This window comes from Bacillus sp. GZB, assembly GCF_001975995.1.
In the GTDB taxonomy this organism is placed as follows: Bacteria; Bacillota; Bacilli; order Bacillales; family Bacillaceae; genus Bacillus; species Bacillus velezensis.
Map to the genome: position 1 here is coordinate 1,039,273 of NZ_MTQG01000010.1, position 16,628 is coordinate 1,055,900.

The 16,628-nt window shown below is 39.9% G+C and carries 13 protein-coding genes and 5 pseudogenes; 14 read left to right on the top strand and 4 right to left on the bottom strand.

Going from position 1 to position 16,628, the window contains the following annotated elements; genetic code table 11:
* Positions 1-41: 41 nt before the first annotated feature.
* Positions 42-1,643, top strand: coding sequence for a xylan 1,4-beta-xylosidase (xynB, locus tag BXO87_RS05155; protein ID WP_038458102.1), 1,602 nt, complete (start codon positions 42-44; stop codon positions 1,641-1,643).
* 143 nt (positions 1,644-1,786) lie between these two features.
* Here xynB and xylR read toward each other — a convergent pair whose 3' ends face one another.
* Positions 1,787-2,941 carry a transcriptional repressor XylR gene (gene xylR / locus BXO87_RS05160; protein ID WP_038458105.1) on the bottom strand — a complete coding sequence of 385 codons (1,155 nt, stop codon included), beginning with the start codon at positions 2,939-2,941 and terminating at the stop codon, positions 1,787-1,789.
* A gap of 264 nt (positions 2,942-3,205) precedes the next feature.
* On the opposite strand from xylR, the gene xylA reads away from it, so the two are divergent.
* From xylA to ppsA, 3 genes are all read left to right on the top strand, one after another.
* Positions 3,206-4,543: a xylose isomerase gene (gene xylA, locus BXO87_RS05165; RefSeq protein WP_038458107.1), complete on the top strand. Its 1,338-nt coding sequence runs from the start codon at positions 3,206-3,208 to the stop codon at positions 4,541-4,543.
* Between the two features lie 135 nt (positions 4,544-4,678).
* Positions 4,679-6,178, top strand: coding sequence for a xylulokinase (gene xylB, locus BXO87_RS05170; protein WP_038458110.1), 1,500 nt, complete (start codon positions 4,679-4,681; stop codon positions 6,176-6,178).
* Between the two features lie 174 nt (positions 6,179-6,352).
* Positions 6,353-8,950: a phosphoenolpyruvate synthase gene (ppsA, locus tag BXO87_RS05175; RefSeq protein ID WP_038458111.1), complete on the top strand. Its 2,598-nt coding sequence runs from the start codon at positions 6,353-6,355 to the stop codon at positions 8,948-8,950.
* Positions 8,951-9,477: 527 nt separating this feature from the next.
* On the opposite strand, the gene BXO87_RS05185 is transcribed toward ppsA, so the two are convergent.
* Together BXO87_RS05185 and BXO87_RS05190 are read right to left on the bottom strand one after the other, a co-directional pair.
* Positions 9,478-9,576, bottom strand: coding sequence for a YjcZ family sporulation protein (locus tag BXO87_RS05185; RefSeq protein WP_003154037.1), 99 nt, complete (start codon positions 9,574-9,576; stop codon positions 9,478-9,480).
* 513 nt (positions 9,577-10,089) lie between these two features.
* On the bottom strand, positions 10,090-10,461 hold the full coding sequence (locus BXO87_RS05190) for a hypothetical protein (RefSeq protein ID WP_154018344.1): 372 nt from the start codon (positions 10,459-10,461) through the stop codon (positions 10,090-10,092).
* Between the two features lie 347 nt (positions 10,462-10,808).
* Here BXO87_RS05190 and BXO87_RS05195 point away from each other — a divergent pair, with 347 nt between their 5' ends.
* Both BXO87_RS05195 and BXO87_RS05200 read left to right on the top strand, forming a co-directional pair.
* Positions 10,809-10,994, top strand: coding sequence for a hypothetical protein (locus tag BXO87_RS05195; RefSeq protein WP_003154035.1), 186 nt, complete (start codon positions 10,809-10,811; stop codon positions 10,992-10,994).
* Between the two features lie 381 nt (positions 10,995-11,375).
* A pseudogene (locus BXO87_RS05200) lies at positions 11,376-11,747 on the top strand (DinB family protein); the annotation flags it as partial.
* A 151-nt stretch (positions 11,748-11,898) separates the two neighbouring features.
* Here BXO87_RS05200 and adhP read toward each other — a convergent pair.
* A complete protein-coding gene (gene adhP / locus BXO87_RS05205; RefSeq protein WP_038458113.1) occupies positions 11,899-12,915 on the bottom strand; it encodes an alcohol dehydrogenase AdhP in 1,017 nt (338 codons plus the stop codon).
* Between the two features lie 254 nt (positions 12,916-13,169).
* Here adhP and BXO87_RS20960 point away from each other — a divergent pair.
* The 8 genes and pseudogenes from BXO87_RS20960 to BXO87_RS20970 form a co-directional block, all read left to right on the top strand.
* Positions 13,170-13,544: pseudogene (locus BXO87_RS20960) on the top strand (LbetaH domain-containing protein); the annotation flags it as partial.
* A gap of 211 nt (positions 13,545-13,755) precedes the next feature.
* Positions 13,756-13,878 (top strand): hypothetical protein, encoded by a 123-nt coding sequence (locus tag BXO87_RS21130; RefSeq protein ID WP_007410351.1) that lies wholly within the window; start codon positions 13,756-13,758, stop codon positions 13,876-13,878.
* 15 nt (positions 13,879-13,893) lie between these two features.
* Entirely contained in the window at positions 13,894-14,097 is a 204-nt protein-coding gene (locus tag BXO87_RS20965) for a hypothetical protein (RefSeq protein WP_017417852.1), read from the top strand.
* A 91-nt stretch (positions 14,098-14,188) separates the two neighbouring features.
* Entirely contained in the window at positions 14,189-14,332 is a 144-nt protein-coding gene (locus BXO87_RS21240) for a hypothetical protein (protein WP_193427904.1), read from the top strand.
* 183 nt (positions 14,333-14,515) lie between these two features.
* Positions 14,516-14,593, top strand: a pseudogene (locus BXO87_RS21245) (UPF0715 family protein); the annotation flags it as partial.
* 1 nt (position 14,594) lies between these two features.
* A pseudogene (locus BXO87_RS05220) lies at positions 14,595-15,281 on the top strand (GNAT family N-acetyltransferase); the annotation flags it as partial.
* A gap of 217 nt (positions 15,282-15,498) precedes the next feature.
* Entirely contained in the window at positions 15,499-16,041 is a 543-nt protein-coding gene (locus BXO87_RS05225) for a GNAT family N-acetyltransferase (RefSeq protein ID WP_038458115.1), read from the top strand.
* Positions 16,042-16,338: 297 nt separating this feature from the next.
* Positions 16,339-16,590, top strand: a pseudogene (locus BXO87_RS20970) (hypothetical protein).
* The last annotated feature ends 38 nt before the right edge of the window (positions 16,591-16,628 follow it).

Below are 16,628 nucleotides of genomic sequence, written 5' to 3' on the forward strand. Positions count from 1 at the left end.
ACATGATGAGTCAACAGAAAATAGCTGAGGAGGAGTTCAAAATGAAGATTATCAATCCAGTACTTAAAGGATTCAACCCCGATCCGAGTATTTGCAGGGTTGGAGAGGATTATTATATCGCTGTATCTACATTTGAGTGGTTTCCGGGAGTCCAGATACACCACTCAAAAGATTTAATCAATTGGCAGTTGGTTGCACATCCATTACAGAGAGTTTCGCAATTAGACATGAAAGGAAACCCTAATTCAGGCGGGGTCTGGGCGCCATGTTTAAGTTACAGTGACGGAAAGTTTTGGCTGATTTATACGGATGTTAAGGTCGTAGATGGCGCCTGGAAAGATTGTCACAATTATTTAGTGACTTGTGACACGATTAATGGTGATTGGGGGGAGCCGATCACATTAAACAGCTCGGGATTTGATGCTTCTTTGTTCCATGATACGGATGGGAAAAAATATTTATTAAATATGTTATGGGATCAGCGTATTGATCGGCACTCCTTTGGAGGCATTGTCATGCAGGAATATTCTGATAAGGAGCAAAAACTAATCGGCAAACCGAAAGTGATTTTTAAAGGAACTGAAAGAAAGCTGACAGAAGCGCCGCACCTTTACCGTATCGGGAACTATTATTATTTATTAACCGCAGAAGGAGGAACTCGGTTCGAACATGCTGCTACAATTGCCCGTTCTGCAAATATTGAGGGTCCATATGAAGTTCATCCTGATAATCCTATCTTAACGTCATGGCATGCGCCGGAAAATCCGCTGCAAAAATGCGGACATGCATCCATTGTACAAACACATACAGGCGAGTGGTATTTAGCTCATTTAACGGGACGTCCCATTCATCCGGACGATGATTCAATTTTTCAGCAGAGAGGATATTGTCCTCTGGGCAGAGAAACAGCTATTCAAAAGCTCTATTGGAAAGATGGCTGGCCTTATGTAGAAGGCGGAAAAGAAGGGAGCTTGGAAGTGGATGCACCTTCTATACCAGAAACAATGTTTGAAGACACGTATCCGGAAGTTGATGAATTTGAGGATGCAACATTAAATATTAATTTTCAAACGTTAAGAATTCCGTTTACGGAGAAATTAGGATCATTAACTCAAGTGCCAAATCATTTACGATTATACGGCCATGAATCCTTAACTTCGACATTTACTCAGGCATTTGTAGCCAGACGCTGGCAAAGTCTCCATTTTGAAGCGGAAACGGCTGTTGCGTTTTATCCGGAAAATTTTCAGCAAGCCGCTGGTTTGGTGAACTATTACAATACAGAGAACTGGACGGCTCTTCAAGTCACGTATGATGAAGAGCTTGGCCGTATTCTTGAATTAACGATATGTGATAACTTTTCTTTTTCACAGCCATTAAAAAATAAAATTGTGATTCCTCGTGAAGTCAAGTATGTCTATTTAAAAGTGAATATTGAAAACGAAAAATATTATTATTTGTATTCATTTAACAAAGAAGATTGGCACAAAATCGACATTGCATTGGAATCGAAAAAATTATCAGATGATTACATCCGCGGAGGAGGATTCTTTACAGGAGCTTTTGTTGGGATGCAGTGCCAAGATACGAGCGGTCATCATATTCCGGCCGACTTCAGATATTTTCGTTATAAAGAAAAGTAATTAGCACATGAAAAAGGAGATTTCTATTTTAGAACTCCTTTTTCATATTAGAAGGTGCCTATGTCAGTATTGATTCAGAAATACGCCTAGAATAAAAAAACCCATCTTTAAAGATGAGCGCAAAACATAGAAGTATGTACATTTCAGTTATGAACCATGTCGAGAAAATGATCAATAACAATAGAGGACATTCCTAGAGCGGGTGCATTTTTTCCTAAGGTAGATGGTAATAGCTCGTAGCTATTGTCTAGCTGGGAATAAACCCTGGATGACACTTCACTTTTAATTGAATGTAAAACCATAGGATGCGATTCAATGATGCTGTTTCTTAAAATGATGGCTTGCGGATTAAATGTATTTAAAATATTGGTCAGGCCTATTCCTAAATAGAAACCAAAATTCTGTAATGCCTGTAAAGTTCCAACATCATTCAGATGGGCGAGGTCTATGATATCTTGGCTGGACACTTTTTTCTCTTTCGTCTGAAGAGATGTTACTAAAGCCTTTTCTGAAGCATACAATTCCCAGCAGCCTCGGTTTCCGCAGCTGCATTTAGGACCCTTAAAGTCTATTGTCATATGTCCCATTTCTCCGGAGAATCCGCCAACCCCTCTATATAAATGATTGTTGATCATAACGCCGATCCCTATTCCTGTACCGATACTTGCATAAATAATGTTATCGTGATTTTTTGCAGCACCAAATACTTTTTCTCCATATGCGCCGGCATTTGCCTCATTTTCAATAAAAACGGGCACATTGAACTTTTCTTGGATGAAAGATTTTAAGTCAATATCTCTCCAGTTGGAGTTCGGAGCGAAAACAATTTTTTGATTTTTGTCAATCAGCCCGGGCGCGCATATCCCTATACCAATAAGACCGTATGGAGATTGCGGCATATTTGCAATAAAGTGATGAATCATCTCAACTAAAATATCTTTAGTGATTTCTGGAGAATTGCATTCCAAATGATGGTGTTGATCAAGGACGATCGTCCCTTCAAGATCTGTTAAAATGCCATTAACATAATCCACGCCAACATCTATTCCTACGGAGTATCCTGCTTTTTTATTAAAAACAAGCATGACGGGTCTTCTGCCGCCGCTTGATTGTCCCTGACCTATTTCAAATACGAGGTTTTCTTTCATTAATGTGTTTACCTGTGACGAAACAGTTGATTTATTTAATCCGGTCATTTCAGATAATTTTGCTCTTGAAATAGGAGAATTCTTAAGTATTTCGTTTAGTAATAACTTTTGGTTAACTTTTTTGACAAAGGCTTGATCAGCGATATCCACTTCATCCACTCCATTTGTATAATCTTTAAATTAAGTTGAACGTTCTGTGTTATCGTGCGAAACGCAGTACATAGCGAATCCAACCTTTATTATATCTAATGTGTTCGTAAAAAACTAAAAAAAAATATTGAAAATACTGATGAGGTTATATAAGATGAAAATAAGTTAGTTTGTTTGGGCAACAAACTAATGTGCAACATGACATAAAAGCATTTGTATTTGAATGATCATGTTTAGAATTTATTTTTAAGGGGGAAATCACACATGGCTCACTCTCATTCCGGTTCAGTCAACTATTTTGAAAGCGCAAACAAAGTGATTTACGAAGGGAAAGAATCCACGAATCCTTTAGCATTTAAATACTATAATTCTCAAGAAGTAATTGGCGGAAAAACGATGAAAGAGCATTTGCGATTTTCTATTGCCTATTGGCATACATTTACCGCTGACGGCACAGACATTTTTGGCGCAGCTACGATGCAGAGACCGTGGGATCACTATAAAGGCATGGATCTGGCGAGAGCGAGGGTAGATGCAGCGTTTGAGCTGTTTGAAAAACTGGATGCGCCATTTTTTGCTTTTCATGACCGAGATATCGCACCGGAAGGAAGTACGTTAAAAGAGACAAATCAAAATCTGGATATAATCGTGGACATGATAAAAGACTACATGAGAACCAGCGGCGTTAAGTTATTATGGAATACTGCAAATATGTTTACGAATCCCCGTTTCGTCCATGGTGCGGCGACTTCTTGTAACGCAGATGTATTTGCGTATGCCGCAGCCCAAGTAAAAAAAGGATTAGAAACAGCAAAAGAGCTTGATGCCGAGAACTATGTATTTTGGGGCGGACGTGAAGGGTACGAAACTTTGTTAAATACCGATTTAAAATTTGAGCTTGATAATATGGCCAGATTTATGCATATGGCAGTGGATTATGCGAAGGAAATCGGGTATACAGGGCAGTTTTTGATTGAACCAAAACCAAAAGAGCCGACCACCCATCAATATGATACGGACGCAGCAACAACCATTGCCTTTTTAAAGCAATATGGCTTAGACAATCATTTTAAATTAAATCTCGAAGCCAATCATGCCACATTAGCCGGGCATACATTCGAACATGAATTACGCATGGCGAGAGTGCATGGCCTTCTTGGCTCTGTTGACGCGAATCAGGGTGATCCGCTTTTAGGCTGGGACACAGATGAATTTCCGACAGATTTATATTCTGCGACATTAGCCATGTACGAAATTCTGCAAAATGGCGGTCTTGGAAGCGGGGGATTAAACTTTGACGCAAAGGTCAGGAGATCTTCTTTTGAGCCTGATGATTTACTATATGCCCATGTTGCAGGGATGGATACATTTGCAAGAGGGTTGAAAGCCGCCCACAAATTAATCGAAGATCGTGTGTTTGAAGATGTGATTCAACACCGTTACCGCAGCTTTACTGAAGGGATTGGTCTTGAAATTGCAGAAGGAAGAGCTGATTTTAAGACACTTGAGCAATATGCGCTAAACAATCAGCCAATTAAAAACGAATCAGGGAGACAGGAGCGGTTAAAAGCGATATTAAACCAATACATTTTACAGGTATAACAAATGAAAAAAGAAGCTCCAGATCCCGCTGTAAAAAGATGCAGGCAGCCAAGTTCCCGGAATTGCCCGTCATGAAGTTACTGTTATGGCGGGTCATTTCAATGAGGATCTATTTAGAGAGGAAGGAGTGAAAAAATGAAGTATGTCATTGGAATAGACCTTGGAACGAGTGCCGTTAAAACCATTTTAGTCAATCAAAACGGCAAGGTTTGTGCAGAAACGTCCAAAAGTTACCCGCTCATCCAAGAGAAGGCGGGATATAATGAGCAAAATCCTGAAGACTGGGTGCAGCAAACAATTGAAGCATTGGCTGAATTAATTTCGATATCCAACGTTCAAGCCGGGGATATTGACGGGATTAGCTATTCAGGACAAATGCATGGGTTAGTACTGCTTGACCAAGATCGGCGGGTGCTGCGTCATGCGATTCTTTGGAATGATACCAGAACGACGCCTCAATGTAGCAGGATTACCGAGACATTTGGCGATCATCTGCTTGATATCACAAAAAACCGTGTCCTTGAAGGGTTTACATTACCTAAAATGTTATGGGTGAAGGAACATGAGCCTGAACTTTTTAACAAAACCGCTGTTTTTTTGCTTCCGAAAGACTATGTGAGATTCCGCATGACTGGCGCCATTCACACCGAATACTCCGATGCGGCAGGAACGTTACTTTTACATATGACCCGCAAAGAGTGGAGCGATGAGATTTGCAATCAATTTGGTATTTCAGCGGAAATTTGTCCTCCGCTTGTTGAATCCCATGACTGTGTAGGATCGCTGCTTCCGAGCGTTGCGGCGGAGACTGGGCTGTTGGAAAAAACAAAAGTGTACGCCGGGGGAGCAGACAATGCTTGCGGTGCTGTCGGAGCCGGTATTCTTTCTTCCGGAAAAACATTATGCAGTATCGGGACGTCAGGAGTCATACTTTCCTGTGAAGAAGACAAAGAAAGGGACTTTAAAGGGAAAGTGCACTTTTTTAATCATGGAAAGAAGGATTCTTTTTATACGATGGGAGTCACGCTCGCTGCAGGGTACAGCTTGGACTGGTTTAAAAGAACGTTTGCGCCGAACGAATCGTTTGAACAATTATTGCGGGGAGTGGAATCTGTTCCGATAGGAGCAAATGGACTGCTGTACACTCCTTACTTAGTCGGTGAAAGAACGCCGCATGCTGATTCATCTATTCGGGGAAGCTTGATCGGAATGGACGGAGCCCATAAAAGAGAGAACTTTTTGAGGGCGATAATGGAAGGCATCACATTCTCTTTATATGAATCAATTGAGCTATTCCGTGAAGCGGGAAAATCAGTTGATACGGTTGTCTCTATTGGCGGGGGAGCTAAAAATGAAACGTGGCTACAAATGCAGGCTGATATTTTCAATACGAGGGTGGTTAAGTTAGAGAATGAACAAGGTCCCGCCATGGGGGCTGCGATGTTAGCTGCCTTCGGAAGCGGGTGGTTTGACTCTCTTGAAGAATGTGCAGAGCAGTTCATTCATGAAGCAGCTGCATTTTATCCAAAAGAACAAAACGTTCAAAAATATAAAACACTATTCGAGTTGTATAAGAACATTTACGTTCACACAAAAGATCTCAACACAGCTTTAAAGAGCTTTAGACAAAAATGAAGAAAGAACCTCGCCAAATTGGCCAGGTTCTTTTTATATTGCACAAAAACAGACACGGTGATATAATCAGAACACGCGCGCTTTCTGTGTGAAAAGTCATAGTTATCCATCTTATATTATGATTATATCATGCTGAAAAGCTCTTGTCAAATTTTTTTGAAGGGGAGATATAGAATGAGTTCTTTGGTTCTCGGCATTCACGAAATTGAAAAAACACAGCCTTTGCTCGTTGGAGGAAAAGGGTTACATTTAGGGGAATTATCAAAAATTCAAGGAATACAAGTACCGGAAGGATTTTGTGTCACAACCGCAGGATATCAAAAAGCCATTGAACAAAACGAAACGTTACAAGCGCTGTTGGATCAACTGACCATGCTGAAAGTGGAGAATCGCGATCAAATTGGTGTAGTCAGTAAAAAAATCCGGCAAACCATTATGGAAGCAGAAATTCCTTCAGATGTAGTCAAAGCAGTTGCTTGCCATCTCTCCCGGTTCGGCGAAGAACATGCCTATGCCGTACGTTCCAGTGCGACAGCTGAGGATTTACCGCATGCTTCTTTTGCCGGTCAACAAGACACCTATTTAAATATTACCGGGGTCGATGCGATCTTGCAGCATATCAGTAAATGTTGGGCGTCCCTATTTACGGATCGCGCGGTCATTTACCGTATGCAAAATGGGTTTGATCACAGCCAAGTTTATTTATCCGTTATCATCCAAAGGATGGTGTTCCCTCAGGCTTCGGGAATTTTATTTACCGCTGATCCGATGACCGGAAACCGAAAGCTGCTATCCATCGATGCCGGTTTTGGACTTGGTGAAGCACTGGTCTCCGGCTTAGTCTCTGCCGATTGTTATAAAGTACAGGACGGGCAAATTGTCGATAAGAGAATAGAACCCAAAAAATTGGCTATCTATGGACGAAAAGAAGGCGGAACGGAAACACAGGAGATCGCTCTTGATCAGCAAAAGATTCAAACACTGACTGATGAACAAATTTTACAGCTGGCACGTATCGGGAGACAGATCGAAGCTCATTTCGGCCAGCCGCAAGATATCGAATGGTGTTTGGACCGCAATACTTTTTATATTGTCCAAAGCCGGCCGATCACAACGTTATACCCCGTTCCTGAAGCGAACGATCAAGAAAATCACGTCTATATCTCTGTTGGTCATCAGCAAATGATGACGGATCCCATAAAACCCCTTGGGTTGTCTTTTTTTCTGTTGACGACTGCTGCACCCATGCGTAAAGCCGGCGGAAGGCTATTCGTTGATGTCACACATCAACTGGCATCTCCTACTGTCAGAGAAGTTTTCTTAAAAGGCATGGGGCAGCACGATCCGCTCTTAAAAGACGCACTTATGACCATAATAGAGCGAGATGATTTCATTAAGCCGATACCTGATAAAACGGCACCGATTCCCGGCAAAGGCAATGCAGATATGCCGGAACAAGCTGAAAACGATCCGGCAATTGTTTCTGATTTGATTAAGAGCAGTCAGGCATCGATAGAAGAGTTAAAACAAAACATCCAGACGAAATCAGGATCTGATTTATGTCGTTTTATTTTGAAAGATATCCAGGAATTAAAGAAGATTTTATTTAACCCAAAAAGTTCGGTGTTGATTCGAACTGCAATGGATGCTTCATCATGGATTAACGAAAAAATGAACGAGTGGTTAGGTGAAAAAAACGCAGCAGATACGCTTTCTCAATCTGTACCCCATAATATTACCTCGGAAATGGGGCTTGCGCTTTTGGACGTCGCCGATGTGATCCGCCCTTATCCAGAAGTAATTGCCTATTTAGAGAATGTAAAAGATGATCACTTTTTGGATGGGCTGGTGACGTGTGAAGGCGGGCGGGAAACCCGTGACGCTATCTATGCTTATCTCAGCAAGTACGGAATGCGATGTGCCGGAGAAATTGATATGACAAGAACTCGATGGAGCGAAAAACCAACTGCACTTGTCCCTATGATTCTTAATAATCTCAAAAACTTTGAGCCAAATGCCAGTCAGCGGAAATTTGAGCAAGGGCGGCAGGAGGCGTTGAAGAAAGAACAAGAGTTATTAGACCGATTGAAGCAATTACCGGATGGTGAACAAAAAGCCAAAGAAACCAAACGAATGATCCGCATCATCCGGAACTTCAGCGGGTTCAGAGAATATCCAAAATACGGCATGATCAGCCGCTACTTCGTTTATAAGCAGGCTTTACTGAAAGAAGCCGAACAACTCGCAGAAGCGGGCGTTATTCATGAAAAAGAGGACATATACTATCTCACTTTTGAAGAACTTCAGGAAGTCGTACGCACACATAAATTGGATTACCAAATCATCAGCACACGAAAAGGCGAGTACCAAGTATATGAAAAACTATCTCCGCCGCGTGTTATCACATCTGACGGTGAAATCGTTACAGGCGAGTACAAACGAGAAAATCTCCCGGCCGGAGCGATTGCAGGGCTGCCCGTTTCCTCGGGAGTCATAGAGGGGCGGGCACGGGTTATTTTAAACATGGAAGATGCCGATTTGGAAGATGGGGATATATTAGTTACCCCTTATACTGATCCCAGCTGGACACCATTGTTTGTATCCATAAAAGGCCTGGTCACTGAAGTTGGCGGACTGATGACCCATGGAGCGGTTATCGCGCGTGAATACGGCTTACCTGCAGTTGTCGGAGTTGAAAATGCAACCCAATTGATAAAAGATGGGCAGCGAATACGCGTTCATGGAACAGAAGGCTCTATTGAAATATTATAATAGCGGGGTGTGCAGCGCGTCACCAGATATTTCCCGCATTTTAACTAAAAAAGACCGGAACCTCTTAAAGGAGGAATCCGGTTTTTTTATGTGAAAATGACTTAATGTGTGAACACCGTATTTTGTGGGCGGACCCTTTTTAAATGAGTGTGGAAGGCCGCTAAGATACCAAACAAATAAGATTCAGTGACTAAATCTAACGAATGACAATTTTATAAGGGTGAGTAATATCCTTTTTAAGTTCACAACATCTGTAATCCTGATGAATTAAAAACGCCTTAGTAACAACTATTTAGGGGCTATGTTCATGAACAAGTTTTTATTCCGAATTGGATTATTCGTCTCATTCTTCATAGCGGCAATATTGGCGCAGGCAGGGAGGAAACGCTCCCGCTTACCAGAGTAAAAATAAAAAATGGTTATCTTAGATTGATTTTTTAAAAGTAAAAACGCCATAAAACTTCTTATGGCGTCTGTCCGAACTAAGGGATGCAATGTTTGGGAGACGAATATAAATCGTCAATGTGCTAGAAAAGGAATGCAGCACCTACAATGATTAACAAAATGAACAGCACAACGATCAATACGAAAGAACTTCCACCGTAATTTCCACCGTAGTTCCCCATATTATTGCCACCTCCTGTTGTTAGGATAGTACATAATATGCCGGACGATAAATTTCGACATAGATTTAAGTCTAAATAAGAAAAAATGGATGTTATGTCTAAAATGAAGAGCTTCTAAGAATATAAAATAATGGGAAGTTAACTGAAAGAGAGAAATGGATTGGACGGTTTGCTGTTTAAAAAGGAGGGATATGGCTAAACATGCAATGAAACTGTGTATGAAAGTGGTGAGCCATGAAGTTACTTCATCATGCAGAGCCACATACGAAGAGGTACAGGGAAATTATAGTTAACGAAAATATTCATCATTTCCCGGGCAAGCGCAGTATACGACAAATCAAAACAAATCACAAAGGGACGGAAGGTACGATACAAGGAGGCTGCTTGCGGGTATGTGGTGCAGATAAAGTTTCCGTTTCAAAAAGGTCATATGTTTATTCGAAACTTTACGTTTATTCCTGCAGAAGGCTTGTAAAAGAAAGTCGGCAAAACTGCCGACTTTCCTAACGAAATTTAGATCTCAACAGATCTAAAGAAACCATCGACACTATCACCGGTGCCGCTATCATATTTCAGGATGTATTCTCCTTTTTGGTTAACGCTGAATTCCTGAATGAACGTTTTCCCCGCATTTAATGTCGTAGAGGATAAGAGTGTATTCCCATTAGGATAATTAATGGTGAATTTGAAAGATTTGCTGCCGTCATTCGCAACAAAAACTCTGATTTTTCCTGGAGAGCTGCCTTGATAGTTGAATGAAACCTTACCGGTACCGTCAGAAAAAGGCTGACACGCAATATACGGAGCGTCACATGACCAACCAGCAGGTTTCATAACTTTATCTGGATTTGGCAAAGGTTTTGCAGAAACATCTGCAGTCCCCATTAGTGGAATTAACCCAAAGCAAGAGCGCCGGCAATAATTTTCTTTTTCATTCGTATTCCTCCCCTTAATAGTGAATGTGATACAGCTATAAATTTACAATATTTATAAAATAATTCCTTATTTTTCAAATTGAGAGAAGAAGAAAAAATTTTAAGAGGACAAATAAATGTCACAAATTTACAATCTATACACTGCAGTAAACTAGTCAAAGCATGAAGATGATGACCGGGGTGGCTGCGGATCAACTGAAACGAAGTATATTCCCAGGCAAGGAGTATTTCTTTAACCTGAAACTTTTATAAAGCATTAACGTATTACTTTATAAAGGTAAATAAGGAGGCTTCTGAATGGGATTAAAAAATTTCTTTAATACTGAGTTAAAATGCTCTATCTGCGGAAAAACATTAAAATCAGGGGATGAGATAACAGCTTATCTTACACTTCCGAGTGAGAAGAAGATGCCTGTGGGGAGAATGGACAAAGTGTTAAGCAAACACTCTGATAAGGTCTGCTGTAAAAAGTGCAGTGAGTAGGTTTTTAGTGTTATGAGGAACCTCTGGCGGGTTTCCTCATAACAAATATCAACCAATTAAATTAGAAAAAAGCGAAATTGTGATGATTAAAGTAGATAAAGAACTGAGGGATACCAAAGGGATCATTTTTCGTTTACTTTGTTTTTTTGAAGGTTTGTTTAGCTCGTGGATCACTGCACCCCATAAAAGCATGGATGCTAAAATGATAAGACTCATATGTAACAACACTCCCTTGTTTTTATGAATTTTACCATATTTATCACAAGGATGTCGATAGAACGAACATCTCTATAAAAAGAAGATTTTTATCTAAAATTGTTGAGAGATTCAGTGAACTATTATGTAGATTAAATTAGAGAAGTTCGAAAAAGGCCTCAAATTACGTTCAGTCACATCTGCGCGGTGGATGTTATGTGGCTGCAAGTGCTTAAAGGGATAGACATGCAGGAAGCGTTGGAAGGTTCTATGGCTTATGCGGAAAGGGCTCATTTATATTCTGCAGATGAATTTGCGGCGTCTTATGAAGAACTGGCTTCACAGTTTGAAGAATGGATGAATAGCCAAACAGATTTAGAACAAAAAATGAACTTAAATAATCCTTGGTTAGGTTACAGAGAAACTGCTTACTCAGAAATTTTATTCCATGTTGCCAATCACGGCACTTATCATCGGGGCAGCATAACAACTATGTTAAGACAGCAGGGCTACGCTTCGGCAATGAATGACCTTGCATTATATTGGTATCAGGGTTAGTTCAGAGAGTACTTGCAAAATGAATAACCGCTGAATGGTCTGTAGAGCTTTCTTTTCTGAACTAAATGACAAAGTCTCATTCAGTCTGAGTGGGGCGCTGAGCAAGAATAGAGATCAAAGGCTGCCGTATCATTCCCGGCAGCCTTAATGATTAGGAAGTAAAATCGATAACCATGCGGCCGGTCACTTTGCCTTGCTCCATTTCTTCAAAAATATCATTCACATCTTCAATCGGGCGTTTTGTCACTTTAGGTACAACTTTACCGTCTGCAGCAAATTGAAAAGCTTCCTTTAGGTCTTCTCTGGTACCCACTAATGAACCTACTACCTGAATTCCATCTAACACGAGACGGGGAATATCTAAATCCATTTTGTCCACCGGTAAACCGACGGCGACTACGCGAGCTCCTGCTTTTACAACATCAATCGCTTGATTGAAAGGGGTTTTAGAGACAGCCGTGATGACCACTGCATCAAGCCCTAAATCGTTAGTCACTTCTTTTGCTTTAGCGACGGGGTCTTCGTTTAAACTGTTTACAACCGCATCAGCGCCTAAGCTCTTAGCAAAATTCAATTTTTCATCGCTAATGTCGAAAGCAATTACTTTAGCGTTAAAGACATTTTTTGCATATTGAACAGCTAAGTTGCCTAAACCGCCGACTCCAAATACACCGATCCATTGACCTGGCTTAATTTCACTGACTTTAACGGCTTTATAAGTTGTTACACCTGCACAAGTAATGCTGCTTGCTGCTGCAGGGTCTAAATTTTCCGGCACCTTTATTGCATAATCAACCGCTACGATTGCTTCTTCAGCCATTGCACCGTCAACTGTATAGCCGGCATTTTTTACATCACGGCACAAGGTTTCACGGCCAGTTAAGCAATATTCGCAGCGGCCGCAGCTTTCAAACATCCAGGCAATAGAGACGCGGTCGCCCTTTTTCAAACTTGTTACGCCTTCACCAATCTCAGTTACAATGCCTATTCCCTCATGACCTAAAGTGATGCCTGTAACATCCCCGAAATCAGCATTTTTAACATGCAAGTCAGTATGACATACACCGCAGTATTCCATCTTAACTTTGGCTTCACCATGTCGCAAAGGACGTAATTCTTTTTGTACGATCGCTATACTTTTGTCTTTTGTTGCTACTACTGCTTTCACGTCATACACCCCTTTTTATTATTAGCAGAAAATTTTTACTTATCTTAAAATTTAGCACATCGCTCTTGTTTTGAAAACCCTTACATTATTTTACGGACAAGTGTTTCTGCAAAAATTGTGGGAGCTATGCAGAAAAGATCCTTTGGATGATTTGTCGTCATCCGAATGGTGTTTAAATGGGGGATTGTCGTCTCCAAATGCACAGAATTTACATAGTATACATCAATAGACACGTTTTCAAAGGAGGTCTTTTTTTGAGCGATAGAAAGCTGACGGAAGATAAATTCGATAATCGGCTCACTAAGTTTGCGTCCTTTATCAGCCCTAACCCTGTTACATCATTTAATCCGGTTTAAAGATATCCTAAAATCGATAAAACGTCGTTCATAAGTCCGTTTTCCAGCGTGATAGGAGACGTGAGAATAAAGGACAATGTTTATGTAGCGCCAAATGCTGCTATTCGTGCAGATGAAGGAACACCCTTTTATATTGGTTCAAATACAAATCTTCAAGACGGAGTCATTTTACATGGTTTGTTAAAGCAATTTGTCGCAGTCAAAGATAAGGCATATTCCATTTATATCGGAAACAATGTAAGTGTCGGGCATGACGCTCTCATTCATGGCCCTAAAGCTTCGCGAATGAGCCTAAAAGCGGCTCTTTTATAATCCGTCTTTAACGCTTTAACGTAGAAGTTCAGCACTCATGGTTCTGCTGGATAAGACAACTTTTCTTATACAATTAGCATAGTGAAGTTACTTATTTTTACATAACTGTTGGAAATGGTCTTTCCATCTGAGATAATAAAATTCATCTTGATTGATACATGGGGGAGTAAGGATGGGCTGTTTTTATCAAGCGGCACGCAAACCATTTTACAAACAAATTCCTCAAGCGGTTTTTATAACCGAAGAAATTAGTGCTTTGGATAAACGCTGTAAGAAAGACTCTCTGTTTAAATAAACGAGGTGAAAATCAATGAATGGTATAGAATTCTTAGAATCTGTGTCGCGACTTGGACAACTCATTTTGGTGTTTTCCTGCTACGCCGTTTATTGGAAATTGGGTAAAACGAAAAGGGAGCGAAGACTTACAAAATTCGAAGCTTTGCTTAGGTTCTTTGTAATGTTCGGCCTATCTGCATGGGGGCTGTCGTTTCTTGCTTTGAATTTGTGGTCGTAATCATTCTGTCGATATTTGACTTGCACTGCAGAGAATTACACTGGCAGGATATGATTTTACCCTTAGTGAAAAGAATTTCAGGGGTAATCATTTGAACTTGAGAGCGGCTGATAAGGTGAATGGTGATGCAAACAGAAATCATTACTTATTGATCACAAAAGGAGCCGGCTGCGGAGATGTGTGGATTAAAGGCTTTTACGGATTCGAACACGATGAGCCGGATGCAGATTGGTGAGCGATACACAGTCAAGGTATTTCCTTGACCTTTTTTAATGGCAATTAAAATTTCTGGATATTAAGATAGTGAATTGATGATCTGCCAAAAAAACATAGATCTTTTAAAGTGATGGATATATACTGATTTTAAACAATAGGAAAAAAATGAGAAATGTATTTTTATAAAAAGCAGGTGAAATATATGGGAGCGGCGACTTGGAGCAAAAGTCAAAGCTATACTTACACATTGGCTTTTTCAAGTTTGTCGTATGGTTTGATCTTATGAGGATGCGGTAAATGAAAAGAAGAGCTGGCTCAAAGATCGGATGATTGATGGCTTGGTGTTCTATCGCCTAAACGAACGGGCAAAAGTTTTTATTGAATATTTACCTGCAGAAGAAGCGTGGGTTCCGGTAAGCGCACCTCATTTTATGTTTATTAATTGTCTTTGGGTCTCAGGTAAATATAAGAATAACGGACATGCGAAACACTTGTTAGAAAAATGTGTGTCAGATGCAAAATCCCGCGGTATGGATGGGATAGTTCATATAGTGGGGAAGAAAAAACTCCCTTATTTAAGTGATAAGCATTTCTTTGAACATATGGGATTTGCTGTGCAAGATGAAGCAGAACCCTATTTTCAGTTGGTGTCACTGACGTGGAATGAACATGCACATCCTCCTGTATTTAAAAAACAGGTGAAAAGTAATTCCGTTAATGATGAGGGAATCACAATATTTTATACAGCTCAATGCCCGTTTGCAGTCGGATTGTTAAAGGATTTTAAGGAACTGATTGAAAAGAAAGGACTTCATTTTCAGGCCCGGCGAATAACGTCAAAAGATATGGCGCAAAATCCCCGGCAGTTTGGACGACTTTCAGCGTGTTTTATAATGGGACATTTCTCTCATGAGATGATGAGCGTGAATAAGTTTGAAAAAATACTCAATAAGCTTTTAATGGCTTAACTTTGTTTAATTACTATTGCTCGTTTCTATATTCGATACTGAGGGTTTTTCACGAAAATTGTTCAGTACTTTACATCGCGGGCGGCAAATGAATGATTACTGTTTTTGACAAAGATGATAACGTCTATCATTATAGTAAAAATAGATTGAGATAAGTTCTTCAACAAACGAAGAAGATCTTTTCAATGATCGATAACAATGAAACAGGAGACTGCAAATGCAAAAAATTGAAACCCTTCGCTTAATTTTAAGAAATTTTACCGAGAGAGATGCACAAGGTCTGTTGGAATATTCTGCACATCCGAGAGTGAATTGCTTTCTTGATGACAGAATGTCTACGTTAGAAGAAGCTGCCGTAAACGTTCAAAAAAGAAGCCGAGATGACTCTTATATTGCAGTTTGTTTAAAAGACAGTAATGATCTAGTCGGAGAACTATTTTATTTAAAAGAAGAGCCAGATACCTATTCTGTTTGTTGGAATTTCAATGCCCGTTTTGAAGGGAAGGGATACGCAAGTGAAAGTGCGAACGCTTTCTTTGAGTATCTCTTTATGCAAAAAGAAGCAAGAAGGCTTTATGCATATGTTGAAGATGATAACTACAGGTCACAAAAACTATGTGAGAGATTAGGAATGCGTAAAGAAGGTTATTTTCTTGAATTTATTTCATTTACTGCACACGAGGATGGAACACCTAAATATGAAAACACTTACCAATACGCATTGCTAAAGAAAGAATGGTTAAAACAAAAACATAGTTAATAGAATTTGTGGGGAAATAACCTCTCCTTTACCGAAAAAACCTTGCTGAAAGCAGGTTTTTTTGTATTTAAGTTAAATACTTCATTAGGTTACCGATCATACCAATGTATTATGGAATTGAAAAAAGTAATTAGATTAGTAATGATCAAAAAGATTAAGCTTGAAGGTTGGGAAAAACATGAAAATCATGAAAATCATTATAGCAACGTTGTAAAATTGGAGAGAGGATGAATGTGATGGACATTTTGCAGTTTAGCGACAGAAGGTGCAGGAAGTAATTCGAATCAGCAATGTTCAATTCATTTTGATGAATTGAAAGAAGCGCTCGAGAATGGAAAAGTGGTTGATAATCAAAACCTTAAAAGCAGTTCAGAATGAAATCACCAGTTTGATTACTGGAAATCCAGAATAACTGGTGGACGAGCTGTAACTGAAACCGATAATCAAGTGCTGGATATCATCAAACAAGCATACAAACTTGGAATGGTTACGAAAGATAATATGCTTTTGAGAAATCAAGCAATTAACGCTTATAAAACATCTATTTAATTTTAAATCGGCGTTTCAGGTGAACTTTATATCATTTC

Bases quoted from the DNA above. Each gene is read 5' to 3' on its own strand.
- xynB (WP_038458102.1), top strand. From the start codon at position 42: ATGAAGATTATCAATCCAGTACTTAAAGGATTCAACCCCGATCCGAGT.
- xylA (WP_038458107.1), top strand. From the start codon at position 3,206: ATGGCTCACTCTCATTCCGGTTCAGTCAACTATTTTGAAAGCGCAAAC.
- xylB (WP_038458110.1), top strand. From the start codon at position 4,679: ATGAAGTATGTCATTGGAATAGACCTTGGAACGAGTGCCGTTAAAACC.
- ppsA (WP_038458111.1), top strand. From the start codon at position 6,353: ATGAGTTCTTTGGTTCTCGGCATTCACGAAATTGAAAAAACACAGCCT.
- BXO87_RS05185 (WP_003154037.1), bottom strand. From the start codon at position 9,576: ATGGGGAACTACGGTGGAAATTACGGTGGAAGTTCTTTCGTATTGATC.
- BXO87_RS05190 (WP_154018344.1), bottom strand. From the start codon at position 10,461: ATGGGGACTGCAGATGTTTCTGCAAAACCTTTGCCAAATCCAGATAAA.
- BXO87_RS05195 (WP_003154035.1), top strand. From the start codon at position 10,809: ATGGGATTAAAAAATTTCTTTAATACTGAGTTAAAATGCTCTATCTGC.
- BXO87_RS21130 (WP_007410351.1), top strand. From the start codon at position 13,756: ATGGGCTGTTTTTATCAAGCGGCACGCAAACCATTTTACAAACAAATT.
- BXO87_RS20965 (WP_017417852.1), top strand. From the start codon at position 13,894: ATGAATGGTATAGAATTCTTAGAATCTGTGTCGCGACTTGGACAACTC.
- BXO87_RS05225 (WP_038458115.1), top strand. From the start codon at position 15,499: ATGCAAAAAATTGAAACCCTTCGCTTAATTTTAAGAAATTTTACCGAG.